The sequence below is a fragment of the Roseobacter sp. OBYS 0001 genome (genome assembly GCF_019654895.1).
GTDB classification, from domain to species: Bacteria; Pseudomonadota; Alphaproteobacteria; order Rhodobacterales; family Rhodobacteraceae; genus Roseobacter; species Roseobacter litoralis.
The window spans coordinates 880,881-895,642 of the sequence record NZ_BPES01000001.1; the positions used below are offsets into that span (position 1 = coordinate 880,881).

The window sequence follows — 14,762 nt, forward strand, 5'->3', positions numbered from 1 at the left end:
GGCTGATTTCCACCCGAAAGGGCAGAATTTCCAACCTTTTTCAGAGCAGTCGAGCGATACAGCCAAAACCGCTTTCTTTTCCAAAATAGGGCGCATAATCTGCAAGGCGAACGCCAAGTTCCAATATGGGAGATTAACAATGAAAAAGATGCTTATGGCCACAACGGCTGCAGCACTGATTGCCACGACTTCATTGGCAGATGATACGAATAGTGAAGTAACTCTCGGTGTGTTGTTTGGATTTACCGGTCCGATTGAATCCTTGACCGGCCCAATGGCGGCGGGCGCTGAGCTTGCGATGACGGAAGCGACAAACAGTGGCAAATTGCTCGACGCGGCGACCGTGACGTCGATCCGCGCCGACACAGGCTGCATCGACAACGGTCTGAGCACATCCAACGGCGAGCGTATGATTGCTGAAGGCATCAATGGATTGATCGGCGGGGATTGCTCCGGTGTCACCGGCGCGATTTTGCAAAACGTAGCGATCCCGAACGGCATGGTAATGATTTCACCCTCTGCCACATCGCCCGGCCTGACCACGGTTGAAGACAACGGCCTGTTTTTCCGCACCGCCCCATCGGACGCGCGCGAAGGTCAGGTGATGGCCGAAATCCTGCAGGAACGTGGCGTAAAATCCATCGCGCTGACCTACACCAATAATGACTACGGCAAAGGTCTCGCCGACGCGATCCAGAGCAACTTTGAAAGCGCGGGTGGCGAAGTCACAATCGTTGCAGCGCATGAAGACGGCAAGGCGGACTACTCCGCTGAAATGGGTGCACTGGCCTCGGCGGGTGGCGATATCCTCGTGGTTGCGGGATACCTTGACCAAGGCGGCCTCGGCATTATCAACGCGGCACTGGACACAGGCGCATTTGACACTTTTGGCCTGCCCGGTGGTATGATCGGTGACAGCCTTCCCGCCAATGTCGGCTCAGCGCTGGACGGGTCTTATGGTCAGATTGCCGGGTCCGGCGGTGAAGGGATCGAAAAGCTCAAGGAGCTTGCGGGGGACGCATTTGATGCCACTTCGCCCTATACGCCCGAAAGCTATGATGCAGCCGCGCTTTTCATGCTCGCGATGCAGGCGGCAAATAGCGTTGATCCTGCGGAATACGGCAAACACATTCTGGATGTGGCCAACGCGCCGGGCGAAAAGATCTACCCCGGTGATCTGGCCAAAGCCTTTGATATTCTGCGCGAAGGCGGCGAGGTCGACTATGTCGGTGCCTCTGCGGTTGAATTGATCGGGCCCGGCGAATCCGCGGGCACCTACCGCATGATTGAAGTGCAGGATGGCGCAAACGTCACCATCGGCTTTAAGTAAAAGCCCGCTTGATACGAAAACAGCCCGGTGTCTTTGACGCCGGGCTGTTTTTGGGGGCCGCAAGAAAGCTGGGAAAATGCAAGGCACAGGCATGATCGTCGTCGAAGACCTTCATAAACACTTTGGTGGATTCCGGGCTGTGGATGGGGCGTCGCTGGAAATTGCGCAGGGATCGATCACGGGGCTGATCGGGCCGAACGGTGCCGGAAAAACAACTCTTTTCAATGTTATCGCAGGCGTTCTTAAACCTACATCAGGCCGTGTTTTCATGGCAGGCGAAGACATCACAGGCCTGCCACCGCATGATCTGTTTCACAAAGGGTTGCTGCGCACTTTTCAGATTGCGCATGAGTTTTCATCTATGTCCTGTCGGGAAAACCTCATGATGGTCCCCGGCGATCAGGCGGGTGAGACGCTGTGGAACACATGGTTTGGCCGCAAACGCATCGCCGATCAGGAACGCGCGCTGCGCGCCAAGGCAGACGAAGTACTGGAGTTTCTGACCGTGGAACATCTGGCGGATCACAAAGCGGGGCAGATATCGGGCGGTCAGAAAAAGCTGCTGGAACTGGGCCGCACGATGATGGTCGATGCGCGGATCGTGTTCCTTGATGAAGTCGGCGCAGGGGTCAATCGCACGCTGTTGAACACCATCGGCGATGCGATCATCCGTCTCAATCAGGAACGCGGCTATACCTTTGTCGTGATCGAACATGACATGGATTTCATCGGGCGCTTGTGTGATCCGGTCATCTGCATGGCCGAGGGGCGCGTGTTGGCACAGGGTACATTGGACCAGATCAAGGCCAACGAACAGGTGATCGAGGCCTATCTCGGCACCGGGCTGAAAAACAAAGAGGTTTTAAAACATTGATACAAAACGGTTTCTTTAAATCCGTGGCGCTTGCCCTTTTCTGTGTCGCCGCATCTGCCGCGCATGCACAATCCATTGTCGGGTCAAGTTCGGTAGAGGGTCGCAGCATAACACTCTTTTCAGACGGGACATGGGCCTTCACCGATCGCCAGCGCTCTGATTGCAAGCCGGTGCTCTCTGACTTGTCGTTTTGTGGTATCTCCCCCATCTGGACACAGACCCCGCCCCCAAGCGCGGCGATCGACGCGCAATTCATGCGCGCCGACACGGAATTCGTACAATTCATCTCAGATCGCGTCGGCACGGCGCAGGGCATAGAAATGGATAGTGCCAAAGCCGTGATCCTAGATGGGGTCGCCGGCATCACGGGCGTGCGCGTGCGTGATATTCCGGTTTTAAGCGATGAGCCTGCGGAAGTTGACGGGAAGGACGCCGTCACCATAGCCTTTTCCGTGACTTTCAGGGGGGTGCCTGTTGTTTTTGCCAATACCATCCTTCTGGAAGAGAGCAGACTGCTGCAAATGCAAAGCTATGTCATCGGTGCGACCGCCTATTCCGACGACCACCGCGCCTTGCACGCGACTTTTCTGAACCTTGTGGAAATGGACTGACACCGATGGCCACGCCCTTCCTGATCGGCGAGAACATGACCGGCGGGTACGGCGCAGGGCCGGACATCCTGCACGATTGCACGATTGCCGTGGATCGCGGAGAGATCGCCGTGATCGTTGGCCCAAATGGTGCGGGCAAATCAACGGGTATGAAGGCCGTGTTCGGCATGCTGAACCTGCGGCAGGGGCATGTGCGCCTTGATGGGGAGGATATCACGGCCCTCACCCCGCAGGCACGGGTGACAAAGGGCATGGGATTTGTGCCACAGACCTCCAATATCTTTACCTCCATGACGGTCGAGGAAAACCTGGAGATGGGCGCGTTCATTCGCACCGATGACATCCGCCCGACGATGGAACAAATCTATGATCTTTTTCCAGTCCTGCGCGACAAACGCCACCAAGCCGCAGGCGAGCTTTCAGGCGGTCAGCGCCAACAGGTCGCCGTGGGCCGCGCATTGATGACCCAACCCAAGGTGTTGATGCTGGACGAGCCAACCGCCGGGGTCAGCCCCATCGTGATGGACGAGCTTTTTGACCGCATCATCGAGGTTGCCCGCACCGGCATCCCCATCCTGATGGTGGAACAAAACGCCCGACAAGCCCTTGAGATCGCCGACAAGGGTTATGTGCTGGTGCAGGGGCGGAACGCATATACGGGGACGGGCAAGGAAATGCTGGCGGACCCTGAAGTCCGCAAATCGTTTTTGGGGGGATGAGACCAGAGATGGGCATGAGTATATCGATAATACTACGTATCGCGACGGTCATTGCGATGTTGCTGCCCGCTTCTGTCGCACAAAGTCAAATAGCGGAGTGTATCTTTGCAGAAACTTGCGTCGACAAAACGTGCTCCGGTATCGAACCCGCGGTATTGCGATTTAATGCTATGCGATTGACCGACGACGGCGTTTCATTTTTTGTCATCGCCGACCCCGTTTTGATAGATGGGCCAACGATTGACTCCGAACAACAACCTAACCTGATTGGGATAGTAATTGATGGTGGCGTCGGCCAACTTTCACTTCTGCCCGATGAAGAAGAGAAATTTCAAATATCTCTTTCGAGCTTTCATCCGCCAATACTTTCGCAGGTGCTCCTGATTGAGGAAACTGGTCCATTTGAACCCTCGCCGGCGACTCTTACGGTCCAGAGAAATAGCTCCCAAGGTGTGCTAAGTACCGTTCACATCGGTATCTGCGATTGGGTTAATTAGTGATGGACTTCCTAAACGCCCTCATCGCCCTTTTGAACTTCGTCATTGTTCCCGGCATGGCCTATGGCGCGCAGCTTGCTCTTGGCGCTCTCGGGGTCACGCTGATCTACGGCATCCTGCGGTTTTCGAATTTTGCGCATGGGGACACGATGGCGTTTGGGGCCATGGTGACGGTTTTATTCACATGGCTGTTTCAAAGCTGGGGGTTTTCACTGGGGCCGTTTCCGACCGCCCTGCTCGCCCTGCCCTTTGGCATCTTGGGCTGCATGGGTTTGCTGTTGGCCACCGACCGGATGGTCTATCGGTTTTACCGTGAACAAAAAGCCAAGCCGGTGATCCTCGTGATTGTCAGCCTGGGCGTCACTTTTATCCTCAATGGCATCGTGCGTTTCATCATTGGCCCAGATGACCAGCGCTTCACGGATGGAGAGCGCTTTATCATCTCCGCGCGCACATTTCGCGAGATGACAGGCCTGCGCGAGGGGCTTGCGATCAAGACGACGCAAGGGATTACCGTGCTCGTCGCCGTCATCTGCGTGATCCTGCTGTTCTGGTTTCTCAACCGCACGCGCACAGGCAAATCCATGCGCGCCTATTCCGACAACGAAGACCTCGCCTTGCTCTCCGGCATCAACCCCGAACGTGTCGTGATGATTACCTGGCTGATCGTCGCGGGCCTCGCCACCATCGCGGGCGTGCTTTACGGGCTGGATAAGTCGTTCAAACCCTTTACCTATTTCCAACTGCTTCTGCCGATCTTCGCCTCCGCCATCGTAGGGGGCCTCGGCAATCCGCTTGGGGCGATTGCAGGCGGATTCGTGATCGCCTTTTCCGAAGTAACCGTGACCTACGCGTGGAAAAAAGTTCTGACGTACCTCATGCCCGAAAACCTTGAACCCAGCGGCCTCGTGCAGCTTTTGTCGACGGATTACAAACTCGCAGTGAGCTTTCTGATCCTGCTGATCGTGCTGTTGTTCAAGCCGACCGGATTGTTCAAAGGGAAATCAGTATGAACCCGGTGCTGAAAAATACCATGCTATTTGCGATCGTCGGCGCAATGATCCTCTACACCGGGTTCACGCAAAGCTGGAATACAGCGCTTGTAATCGTCAACATGGGGCTGATTTCGGCGATCATGGCGCTGGGTGTGAACCTGCAATGGGGGTTTGCGGGGCTGTTCAACGTCGGCATCATGGGCTTTGTGGCCCTTGGCGGCTTGGCTGCGGTTTTGATCGGAACGCCCGCAACACCCGGCGCATGGAGCGCGGGGGGGTGGAATATCCTGAGCGCTTTCGTCTTTGCCCTCGTGATGGTGGTTGTGGTTGTCAGTGTGCGCCGGCGTATGGACGCTGGCTGGCCACGTAAAATCGTCGTGCTGGCGCTGCTGGTCGTTGGTTTTTTCGTCTATCGCGCCCTGTTCGATCCCGGTGTCGATGCGATCGAGTCGATAAACCCGGCGGCGACAGGCAATATCGGCGGGCTTGGGATTGATCGCGGGCTTTGGGTTACGCTGGCTTGGCCGGTTGGGGGTCTGTTTGCGGCCGCTGCGGCGTGGATCATTGGCAAAACCGCGCTAGGTTTGCGCTCGGACTATCTGGCGATTGCCACGCTCGGCATTGCGGAGATCATCATTGCCGTACTCAAGAACGAGGACTGGCTCGCACGCGGTGTGAAAAACGTCGTGGGCCTGCCGCGTCCGACGCCTTATGAAATTGATCTGCAAAACGACCCGGCCTTCGTGGAACGCGCCGCAGACTTTGGAGTTGATGCGGTCACCGCCTCGACGCTCTATGTCAAGCTGATGTATGCAGGGCTCTTTACGGTTGTGCTGGTGGTCCTGCTGGTTCTGGCGCAGCGCGCATTGAACAGTCCGTGGGGCCGGATGATGCGCGCCATTCGCGACAATGAAGTCGCCGCCGAGGCGATGGGCAAGGACGTCACCGCGCGGCATTTGCAAATCTTTGTTCTGGGGTCTGCCATTTGCGGCATTGCCGGGGCTATGATGACGACATTGGACGGCCAGCTGACGCCCGGCACCTATCAACCCTTGCGCTTTACCTTTCTGGTCTGGGTGATGGTCATCGTGGGCGGGTCCGGCAACAATTTCGGCGCGATCTTAGGAGGCTTTCTGATCTGGTTCCTCTGGGTGCAGGTCGAGCCGATGGGCTTGTGGCTGATGCAATTGATAACATCTGGCATGGCCGATGGTTCAGCACTCAAGGCGCATCTGATCGAATCTGCAGCGCACATGCGGCTCTTTACCATGGGGATGGTGTTGCTGTTGGTCCTGCGGTTCAGCCCACGCGGTCTCATCCCTGAAAAGTAGCAGCGCGAAACTAGCGCCCTTTGAACAGACTGCCGAGAATACCGCGCACCATCCGACGACCCGTTGTCCCGCTTAACTCCTTGAGCACGGCATTGGTGAGGGCTGAACCAATCGTTTCGGGCTGTTTACGCGCGCGGGTGCTGCGCCGCGATGTTGATCGGGTAACCCGCTGACCACTGTAGCGCCGCGCGGCGTTGAATTCGCGCTCTAGCGCCGAGGCCTGTTCCGCCAATTCTTCGGAGTGTTCCGCTTCCTGCGATGCCGCATCCGCGCGCTGTTTCAGGATTTCATAGGCTGACTTGCGATCAACCGTCTTATCATAACGCGCCGCCATATCTGATTGCGCCATGATTTCAGCCCGCTCAGTAGCGGTGATTGGTCCAAGATGGGATGACGGGGGGCGGATCAACGTCCGCTCAACGACGCCGGGCACGCCTTTCTTCTCAAGCATTGACGTCACGGCTTCGCCGACCCCGACTTCACGGATTGCGATTTCCGTGTCGAATTCAGGATTCTCACGATAGGTATCCGCCGCCATCCGCAGCTCTTTCTTGTCCTTGGCCGTGAAGGCACGCAGCGCATGCTGGATACGGTTGCCAAGTTGCCCGAGGATGTCTTCGGGCACATCTGCGGGGTTCTGGGTGATGAAATAGACACCGACCCCTTTGGACCGGATCAGCCGCGCGACCTGCTCAACCTTATCCACCAACGCTTTGGGGGCATCATCGAAAAGCAGATGCGCCTCGTCAAAGAAAAACACCAGTTTGGGTTTGTCGGGATCCCCCACTTCAGGCAGTTCTTCAAAGAGTTCTGAAAGCAACCACAGCAGGAAGGTTGCGTAAAGCGCTGGGGCCCCCATCAGCTTGTCTGCGGCAAGAATGTTGATCTGCCCGCGCCCCTGCGAATCCCTGCGCATCAGGTCGGAAAGCTGCAGCGCAGGTTCCCCAAAGAGGCCGGTGCCACCTTGGTTTTCCAGCACCAACAAACGACGCTGAATCGCCCCGATAGAACTTGAAGAGACATTGCCATATCGCAAGGCCAAGGTTTTGGCATTTTCACCGATCCAGACCAGCAAAGACTGCAAATCCTTCAGATCAAGCAGCGGCAACCCTTCCTCATCTGCGAGCCGGAAGGCGATATTGATGATACCCTCCTGCGCCTCAGTCAGATTGAGCAGGCGTGACAATAGCAGCGGCCCCATCTCTGACACGGTTGTGCGCACGGGGTGCCCTTGATCTCCGAAAACATCCCAGAACGTGACCGGAAACGCGTCATAGGAAAAGTTTGCAAACCCTATCTTTGCAGCCCGTTCACTGAAGGGCGCGTGTAGCTTATGCGTGGGGCTGCCTGCTTTGGCCAACCCGGACAAATCACCCTTAACATCCGATAGAAATACGGGGACTCCGGCATTTGCAAACCCCTCGGCCAGAATTTGCAAAGTTACGGTTTTCCCCGTTCCCGTCGCCCCGGCAATGAGGCCATGCCGATTGGCGTAGTCGAGTTTCAGAAATTGTTGGGTCGCATATTCCGGACCGCCACCACCGATGAAAATATCTGATGTCACGCTGCTTTTTCCAATCACTTCTATTCGTGTAGGATGACCATACGTTTTTAACCTTTCAGGGCCATAGTAAAATTGACCGACGTCGATTCATGTCCTTTTGGCGTTGGTCTCCTCCCTGTTAGACTGGCCGTGCCAATTATTGGTACGGCCTTTTTTCATAACTGGGTTCTTATATGAATAATCAGAGTTTTAGCTGTTGACGGGTCGAGCGGTGTTTCGTACCTTTACAAAAATAAGTCGGCCAGTCCGACGGGGAGAAGAAATACGAGAGAGGGAATGCGGTTTCGCGTTCCCTTTTTTTGTGATCTGCCTCTGAAAAGAAGTGTTTTGGCGCAAAATTGAAGGCATTCGGCCTGACAGTCTTTTGCGAGCGTGCTAGATCATCACCAAACATCCAAGACGGAGCCAACATGTCCAGAACATCTCGAGTTTTTTCCGCATTCGCCTTGATGGCGGCGGGTTTTTTGACTGCACCCATGAGCGTTCATGCGCAAGACGCGACGCAAGGCGAGTTAACCGGCGAAGGGCTCGCATTGGGTACTGAAGTCGACGACACACCGCGTCCGGGCGATACCTACATACGAGAGACTTTTCAGGACTGGTCGCTGCGTTGCGTTGTCGTCGAGGACGCGGATGATCTGTGCCAGATGTATCAGCTTTTGTCAGATGGCAACGGCTCTCCGGTGGCTGAGTTCACCATGTTCCGTCTGCCTGAGGGCAGCCAGGCTGCCGCAGGTGCAACCATAGTCGTTCCCCTCGAAACGGCATTGGCCGAACAGTTGGCGATAAAGGTCGATGACCAGACCGGACGCAAGTATCCTTACGCCTATTGCAACACCATCGGGTGTTATGCCCGGATCGGCCTGACGTCCGCTGATATCGATTTGTACAAGCGCGGCGCGCAGGCTGTGCTGTCCATAGTGCCCATTGCGGCACCGGATCAACGTGTCAATGTGACGTTGTCGCTGAAAGGGTTTACAGCCGCTTTCGAGGCGTCTTCATTTCTTACCCAATAGGGTTGCGTCTAGCATCGCGGTGCGGGTTCAAACCTTGCGCAGGGCCAGCACCGCGTTCATGCCCCCAAAGGCGAAAGCGTTGGACAAGGCGACGGTGACTTTCGCATCGCGCGCCTCATTGGGAACCACATCGAGCGCACATTCCGGATCAGGTTCCTGATAGCCAATGGTCGGGGCAATCACCCCGTCCCGCAGCGCCATAATGCAGGCGAGTAATTCGACAGCACCGGTGCCGCCAATCAAATGACCATGCATGGATTTGGTGGATGACATCATCAATTTGTCCGCATGCGGTCCAAATACATCTGCCACCGCGGCGCATTCGGTTTTATCGTTGGCCGCAGTGCCTGTGCCATGCGCGTTTATATATCCCACCTCATCCCGGTTCAGGCCCGCATCGCTCAACGCGCCGGCCATCGCGCGCGCCGCCCCGTTCTTGGAGGGCATAACAATATCGGCCGCATCAGACGACATGGCAAAACCCACGACTTCGCATAGAATGTCGGCGCCGCGCTTTTTGGCCGCTTCATAGTCCTCAAAAACAAAGACCCCTGCCCCTTCGCCCTGCACCATCCCATTGCGGTTGGCCGAGAACGGACGGCAGGCGTCGCGCGACATGACACGCAGCCCTTCCCAGGCTTTGACGCCGCCAAAACACAGCATGGATTCCGATCCGCCGGTGATCATGACAGGTGCAAGCCCGGACCTTACCATCATGAAGGCCTGCGCCATGGCGTGGTTTGACGATGCGCAGGCGGTCGAAACCGTAAACGAGGGGCCTTTGAGGTTATGCTGCATGCTGACATGCGAGGCAGCCGCGTTGTTCATCAGCTTGGGAACGACAAACGGATGGACGCGGTTTTTGCCGTCCTCGTACACGGAACGATAGTTGTCATCCCAGGTGCTTACACCGCCGCCCGCCGTGCCCAACACGACGCCGGATTTGGCCGCAAGGTCGCCGGAAAAGCTCAACCCTGACTGTGCGATTGCTTCACTGGCAGCCGCCAGTGTAAATTGCGTAAAACGGTCATAGAGGGAAATTTGCTGACGATTGTAGCGTCCTTCGGCCTCAAAACCGCGCACCTGCCCCCCGATCTGTATCGACAAGCGTTCAACATCCCGCAGCGCCAGTGGGCCGATGCCGCACACGCCCTCCCGCATCGCCGCAAGTGTTGTGGGAACGTCATGGCCCAAGGCGTTGATGGTGCCTGCCCCGGTGATCACCACACGTTTCATGCTATGTTAGCCCTGCTCTTTCTGCAGGCGGGTGATCCCTTCGACGATGGACGCGACTGAGGAGATGTCAAAGTCGCTTTCCGTCGGATTGTTAGCGTTAAACGGCACGGTGATGTCAAAGGTCTCCTCGATTGCAAAGATGCACTCCACGAGCCCCAGACTGTCTATGCCCAACTCTTCAAGCGTACTGCTCACAGACACATCCGCAGGGTCAAGGACTGCATGCTCTGCGATGATGGAGATAACCTGATCCTGTGTGCTCATCGGTTTGCCCTTATATCGTGCGCCTGCGGAGGATTTAGTCACTACCACCTGATTTGAAAACCGCTTTCTTTAACTCCGCGACGTCCAAGACCAGCCTTGGCAGGCGTCGGATCGCCTTGAAAATGTCGATTTGCTTGTCCATCCTGGTGGCAGGATAGCCCAGCACCACGCGCCCGGCCGGAATGGAGGACAGAACCTTGGTCCCGCCGCCGGTAATGACACGATCACCGATAAAGATGTTATCGCTGACCCCGGTCATCCCGCCCAGCACCACATTGTCCCCAACGACGGTTGAGCCTGCAACGCCGGAATGGCCACAGATCAGGCAATCCTTGCCGATAACCACGTTATGCCCGATGTGCACGAAATTATCCATTTTGCAGCCATCGCCAATGCGCGTGTCACGGATGGTGCCATTGTCAATGTTGACGCAGGCCCCCAAATCGACGTGATCGCCAATGGTAACAGCGCCCAGGGAATGGATGCGCGTCCACCCCTGCGCTTGCGTATCCTGTTGATCGCCAAGCGTTTCTCGTACGGCTTCGATGCCTGATTTATCTTCGGTGACAAAGGAAAAACCATCCCCCCCGATGCGCACACCGGGCTGGGCGTAAAAATGTGCGCCAATGCTTACGCGCGCGCCAATGCTGACCTGTTCGCGCAACATCGCATTCGGACCCAGACGCGCGTTCCAGCCAATGAAACATTGCGGTCCGATCGTGCTATCCTCACCGATTATCGCGCCGGGGCCGATGACCGTCAAAGGGCCAATATTGACATTCGCGCCAATCTCAGCCGTCGGATCAATGATCGCGCTTGCGTGGATGCCCGGCGCAAACCCCTGCCCCGGATCGAGCAGTTGGGTTAGACCCGACATGGCATAGCGTGGACGGCTGGGAATAATCGCAGCCTTTACTCCCAGCGCCTCCCAATCGGCACCCGGCCATAAAACCGCAGCAATGGCCTGCCCCTGATCGAGTTTGGCGGCATAATCGGCATTTGTGGCCATCGCCAACTGGCTGGTCGTGGCAGATTGCGGTTCTGCCACGCCATTGATATTCAGCTTCGTATCACCGAAGGATTCAGCACCAAGGGCCTTTGCAATGTCTTCAACGCTGAATTCCTGACGCGCCATGCCGCTGCTCCCGGTGGTGTTACGCGCATGACTTAGCCCTGAACGCCGCGCAAGGCCACCCCTGCCTGCGACAGCGCGTTCCAAATTCGTCCGTCACGGCCATAGACGTCGCGTCGGTATTGGATTTGCCCTTTCGAATTTGCCAATGCGGTCCGATAGATGATGTGCACCGGCACAGGTTTTTTCAGGTTAAGCTGCGTTTCCGTCCCGGATGCCAGCGTTTTCTTGAACAGGCCCTCGGGGTCATTGGATTGCTTTGCCAGCAGCGCATAGGCAAATTCAAACGGATCAGCCAGTCGGATGCATCCATGGCTATAAGCTCGGGTCTCACGTCCAAAGAGGTTTTTTGCCGGTGTATCATGCAGATAGATGTTGTACTTGTTAGGGAACATGAACTTCACCAGCCCCAATGCATTGCTACGGCTTGGCGGTTGGCGCATCGCGTAGGGAAATGTGCGTGCGGTGTATTTCGTGAAGTCGACGTTGGTGCGATCAATCTGCCGACCGCTTCTGTCGGTAATGATCAGATGGTTCACCGCATTCGGATTCTGTTGCAGTTCTGGCAGGTATTCACCAATCGCAATCGAGCGCGGCACGAACCAGCTCGGATTGATGACCATAAACTCCATAACGTCGGAAAACTCTGGTGACTGCCGTTTGGCGTCGCGCGCGCCAATCACGGACCGCGTGGTGAATGTCACTTTGCCATTATCTATGATCTTTGCCGTAAAGTCGGTGAGGTTCACTTCGATATGACGTTTGCCACGGTCCTTGTTGACCCAACGTTCGCGTTCCATCGCGACAATCACAGATTGCAAACGTTTCTCAACAGAGGTGTTGATTTCAGCCAGCGTTCCCTGTCCGACGACGCCGTCCTGCGCAAGCCCGTGATCGGCCTGAAACCGCATCACGGCATCTGTCATGGTACTGTCGTATGTGCCGGTTGCAGTGCGTTTGAGATACCCCATCCGAACCAAGCGATCCCGCAGAGCAACAACAGATGCGCCACTGTCGCCGGGCTCAAGTTTCTTCGCTTTGACCGTGGGGCCCCATCCCCCCTTGGCAATCAGCCCCTCGAGAACAAGTTTCTGTTTCCTCAATGCGTTGTATTCACCTGTTTGAGGCGGAAGTGCTTTGAAAAACCCTTTGGGTGACGACTTTGCAAAGTTGGTCAGGTAGGATTTGCGATCCCGGTAAGGCACTTGCCGTACGATGTTCTTGTCCACGCGGGACGGCACCAATGCACCCGTCTGGACATCACGGGCATACTGCAGGAAAGCACGGCTCATCGCGACCTCGACGAGACCGCGGTCTCGAGGGGTGCGCGCGTTTTTCATCTGCAGTTCCATCTCGGCGAGGTTATATCGCTCGCTCGGAAGGCCGTGGCTATCCGCTGCGTTCAACGCATTCATCAACGCCGCTCGGCGGTTGCGCTCGCGACCGCTTTTTCCGGTCCAGATCGCGCCGTAGCCCGTTTCTTTGTAAAAGGCTGAAATATCCTGATCTTGCGCGGCCGACTCTGCGACCGCCTGTTTGAAGGCAACAGACTCCGCAGCTGCCGGACCTAGAATGAATAAAAGTGAACAAAATGAAACTATTATGGCAAATGCCACAGTCGGTAAACGGCTGCTCAGAGCAGAAATCATGAAGGGGCCTCTCAATAACAAAACGACGTGCGATTAATGGTTAACGATGCAACCGGCGATGCCGAGTGTCCATGAAAAATACCGCTCATATGCGCCGAAAACCAAAGATGATGCACAGACACATCGCTATTCAATTTTTTGGCAATAATCCGTCCATGCGCAAGAATTTGCCTAAAATTGTGCCTAAAAGCCCCTTTTGGCGTTCAGGACTTGGTTAATATTTCGCCGTATGACATAAATCGGGAGCATCTGGGGAAGAGATGAAACGCCTGTGTAACATCACGGGCCAGGCAGGAATAGCGACGGACAGGTTATGACCATCGAAAATCCAACGGGTTTTTCCCGACGCGCCCTATTGGGCGCATTCGCAGCAACAATTGTGACTGCAGCTCCAACTTTCTCAAACGCCGCAGGTTTCTTGCGCGGGTCTGGGGACATCCGCCGTATCCGCATGTATTCCGGGCGCACGGGCGAACGGATTGATATGATTTACTGGATCGAGGGTGATTATGTCCGCGAAGCAGTGAAAGAGGTCAATCACTTCATGCGGGATTGGCGCACAGATGGTGTGAAATCCATGGATCTGCGCACTATCGATATCATGTCCGCGGCACATAATCTGATGGACGCGAACGAGCCGTACATGCTGCTGTCGGGATATCGCAGCCCGCAGACGAACGCCATGTTGAGATCGCGCAGCAGAGGTGTCGCCAAAAACTCGCTTCACGTCAAAGGTCAAGCGGCGGATTTGCGCCTCTCAACCCGCAGCGTCAGCCAGATGGCCCGCGCCGCGGCGGCTTGCAACGGTGGCGGTGTCGGTAAATATAGCCGGTCCAATTTCGTCCACATGGATTGCGGTGTCGTACGCACCTGGGGCCGCTAAAACCGCCAAGCGTGCATCTGTGTCGGCTATAACCACAAGGGTCACGCCTGATCCGCATTGGTGACAACGGGTGCTGGCGTCCCCGGCAAATCGCAAATCTCCTCGACACCGGTAAAAAAGCAAACCTGTCCCGCATATCGCGGCCGCGTGAAAACGAAGTTATTGATCCGTTGACGATCGAGTCCGATGTTGAAAACGGGTGCGAATTCGGACGTCGTTTCAACGATGATAATCTGATCACCCTGCGGCATGACTGGCAGCCTGTTTGTCCAGTCTGCAATATCCGTACTACCCAAAGGGACCATGCCGCCCCGCGTGCGCGACCAGATGACCTGATATTCCGCGAGAGTTTGATCAAACCGGGCGACAGTGATGCGCATACCGGTTTGGCCGACCGCCCGCGTCAGAGTCTCGAAGAGATTGTGGGTGCCATCCAGAAACCCAGCATCCAGCGGCGTGGCCTGACGTGAAATCAGATCGGAAATTGTATATGCCGCTTTTTGTTGCGAGGTGTATTGGCGGTATGTATCGAAGATGGTGAACATCGCCAGATACGCCCAGAACATGATGGGCAGAATGATGACCGCCTCAATCGCAACATTCCCCTGCTGGTCATCACAAAACCGACGCAGGCGCGCGGTCACTTTATGGCACGTACTCC

The 14,762-nt window shown here is 56.0% G+C and carries 16 protein-coding genes; 9 read left to right on the plus strand and 7 right to left on the minus strand.

Annotated elements, in window-relative coordinates; genetic code table 11:
- The first annotated feature begins 139 nt into the window (after positions 1-139).
- The 7 genes from K5Q35_RS04260 to K5Q35_RS04290 all read left to right on the plus strand — a co-directional run bounded on the left by K5Q35_RS04260 (position 140) and on the right by K5Q35_RS04290 (position 6,357).
- Complete coding sequence (locus K5Q35_RS04260) at positions 140-1,330, plus strand: ABC transporter substrate-binding protein (RefSeq protein WP_013961843.1); 1,191 nt, start codon at positions 140-142, stop codon at positions 1,328-1,330.
- 91 nt (positions 1,331-1,421) lie between these two features.
- On the plus strand, positions 1,422-2,204 hold the full coding sequence (locus K5Q35_RS04265) for an ABC transporter ATP-binding protein (RefSeq protein ID WP_220798758.1): 783 nt from the start codon (positions 1,422-1,424) through the stop codon (positions 2,202-2,204).
- On the plus strand, positions 2,201-2,815 hold the full coding sequence (locus K5Q35_RS04270) for a hypothetical protein (protein ID WP_013961845.1): 615 nt from the start codon (positions 2,201-2,203) through the stop codon (positions 2,813-2,815). Before K5Q35_RS04265 ends, K5Q35_RS04270 begins: the two co-directional genes overlap by 4 nt.
- A gap of 5 nt (positions 2,816-2,820) precedes the next feature.
- Positions 2,821-3,534, plus strand: coding sequence for an ABC transporter ATP-binding protein (locus tag K5Q35_RS04275; RefSeq protein WP_220798556.1), 714 nt, complete (start codon positions 2,821-2,823; stop codon positions 3,532-3,534).
- A gap of 14 nt (positions 3,535-3,548) precedes the next feature.
- Complete coding sequence (locus K5Q35_RS04280; RefSeq protein ID WP_148264338.1) at positions 3,549-4,031, plus strand: hypothetical protein; 483 nt, start codon at positions 3,549-3,551, stop codon at positions 4,029-4,031.
- A 2-nt stretch (positions 4,032-4,033) separates the two neighbouring features.
- Entirely contained in the window at positions 4,034-5,044 is a 1,011-nt protein-coding gene (locus K5Q35_RS04285) for a branched-chain amino acid ABC transporter permease (protein WP_220798557.1), read from the plus strand.
- Positions 5,041-6,357, plus strand: coding sequence for a branched-chain amino acid ABC transporter permease (locus K5Q35_RS04290; RefSeq protein WP_220798558.1), 1,317 nt, complete (start codon positions 5,041-5,043; stop codon positions 6,355-6,357). Before K5Q35_RS04285 ends, K5Q35_RS04290 begins: the two co-directional genes overlap by 4 nt.
- Before the next feature lie 10 nt (positions 6,358-6,367).
- Here the strand turns inward: K5Q35_RS04290 and K5Q35_RS04295 are convergent, their stop codons facing one another.
- Together K5Q35_RS04295 and K5Q35_RS04300 are read right to left on the minus strand one after the other, a co-directional pair.
- Positions 6,368-7,921, minus strand: a complete 1,554-nt coding sequence (locus K5Q35_RS04295; protein WP_220798559.1) for a helicase HerA-like domain-containing protein — start codon at positions 7,919-7,921, stop codon at positions 6,368-6,370.
- Positions 7,922-8,102: 181 nt separating this feature from the next.
- The gene (locus K5Q35_RS04300) at positions 8,103-8,399 is read right to left on the minus strand and encodes a hypothetical protein (protein WP_220798769.1); all 297 of its coding nucleotides are present in this window, start codon (positions 8,397-8,399) and stop codon (positions 8,103-8,105) included.
- On the opposite strand from K5Q35_RS04300, the gene K5Q35_RS04305 reads away from it, so the two are divergent.
- Positions 8,398-8,937 (plus strand): invasion associated locus B family protein, encoded by a 540-nt coding sequence (locus K5Q35_RS04305; RefSeq protein WP_259650450.1) that lies wholly within the window; start codon positions 8,398-8,400, stop codon positions 8,935-8,937. The two genes, K5Q35_RS04300 and K5Q35_RS04305, sit on opposite strands and share 2 nt — an antisense overlap.
- A gap of 27 nt (positions 8,938-8,964) precedes the next feature.
- Here K5Q35_RS04305 and K5Q35_RS04310 read toward each other — a convergent pair whose 3' ends face one another.
- From K5Q35_RS04310 to K5Q35_RS04325, 4 genes are read right to left on the minus strand one after another with little or no spacing between them, the layout of a single operon-like run.
- Positions 8,965-10,173, minus strand: a complete 1,209-nt coding sequence (locus K5Q35_RS04310) for a beta-ketoacyl synthase (RefSeq protein WP_013961852.1) — start codon at positions 10,171-10,173, stop codon at positions 8,965-8,967.
- Between the two features lie 6 nt (positions 10,174-10,179).
- The gene (locus K5Q35_RS04315) at positions 10,180-10,437 is read right to left on the minus strand and encodes an acyl carrier protein (RefSeq protein WP_220798561.1); all 258 of its coding nucleotides are present in this window, start codon (positions 10,435-10,437) and stop codon (positions 10,180-10,182) included.
- Between the two features lie 34 nt (positions 10,438-10,471).
- Entirely contained in the window at positions 10,472-11,572 is a 1,101-nt protein-coding gene (locus tag K5Q35_RS04320; protein WP_220798562.1) for a UDP-3-O-(3-hydroxymyristoyl)glucosamine N-acyltransferase, read from the minus strand.
- 32 nt (positions 11,573-11,604) lie between these two features.
- Positions 11,605-13,218, minus strand: a complete 1,614-nt coding sequence (locus K5Q35_RS04325; RefSeq protein WP_220798563.1) for a murein L,D-transpeptidase — start codon at positions 13,216-13,218, stop codon at positions 11,605-11,607.
- A gap of 313 nt (positions 13,219-13,531) precedes the next feature.
- Between K5Q35_RS04325 and K5Q35_RS04330 the strand changes: the two genes are divergently transcribed.
- Positions 13,532-14,101 carry a DUF882 domain-containing protein gene (locus K5Q35_RS04330; RefSeq protein ID WP_013961856.1) on the plus strand — a complete coding sequence of 190 codons (570 nt, stop codon included), beginning with the start codon at positions 13,532-13,534 and terminating at the stop codon, positions 14,099-14,101.
- A gap of 41 nt (positions 14,102-14,142) precedes the next feature.
- On the opposite strand, the gene K5Q35_RS04335 is transcribed toward K5Q35_RS04330, so the two are convergent.
- A complete protein-coding gene (locus K5Q35_RS04335) occupies positions 14,143-14,745 on the minus strand; it encodes a TadE/TadG family type IV pilus assembly protein (protein WP_245538154.1) in 603 nt (200 codons plus the stop codon).
- Between the last annotated feature and the right edge of the window lie 17 nt (positions 14,746-14,762).

Bases quoted from the DNA above. Each gene is read 5' to 3' on its own strand.
- K5Q35_RS04310 (WP_013961852.1), bottom strand. From the start codon at position 10,173: ATGAAACGTGTGGTGATCACCGGGGCAGGCACCATCAACGCCTTGGGC.
- K5Q35_RS04305 (WP_259650450.1), top strand. From the start codon at position 8,398: ATGAGCGTTCATGCGCAAGACGCGACGCAAGGCGAGTTAACCGGCGAA.
- K5Q35_RS04260 (WP_013961843.1), top strand. From the start codon at position 140: ATGAAAAAGATGCTTATGGCCACAACGGCTGCAGCACTGATTGCCACG.
- K5Q35_RS04265 (WP_220798758.1), top strand. From the start codon at position 1,422: ATGATCGTCGTCGAAGACCTTCATAAACACTTTGGTGGATTCCGGGCT.
- K5Q35_RS04280 (WP_148264338.1), top strand. From the start codon at position 3,549: ATGAGTATATCGATAATACTACGTATCGCGACGGTCATTGCGATGTTG.
- K5Q35_RS04290 (WP_220798558.1), top strand. From the start codon at position 5,041: ATGAACCCGGTGCTGAAAAATACCATGCTATTTGCGATCGTCGGCGCA.
- K5Q35_RS04325 (WP_220798563.1), bottom strand. From the start codon at position 13,218: ATGATTTCTGCTCTGAGCAGCCGTTTACCGACTGTGGCATTTGCCATA.
- K5Q35_RS04315 (WP_220798561.1), bottom strand. From the start codon at position 10,437: ATGAGCACACAGGATCAGGTTATCTCCATCATCGCAGAGCATGCAGTC.
- K5Q35_RS04275 (WP_220798556.1), top strand. From the start codon at position 2,821: ATGGCCACGCCCTTCCTGATCGGCGAGAACATGACCGGCGGGTACGGC.
- K5Q35_RS04330 (WP_013961856.1), top strand. From the start codon at position 13,532: ATGACCATCGAAAATCCAACGGGTTTTTCCCGACGCGCCCTATTGGGC.
- K5Q35_RS04300 (WP_220798769.1), bottom strand. From the start codon at position 8,399: ATGGGTGCAGTCAAAAAACCCGCCGCCATCAAGGCGAATGCGGAAAAA.
- K5Q35_RS04285 (WP_220798557.1), top strand. From the start codon at position 4,034: ATGGACTTCCTAAACGCCCTCATCGCCCTTTTGAACTTCGTCATTGTT.
- K5Q35_RS04320 (WP_220798562.1), bottom strand. From the start codon at position 11,572: ATGGCGCGTCAGGAATTCAGCGTTGAAGACATTGCAAAGGCCCTTGGT.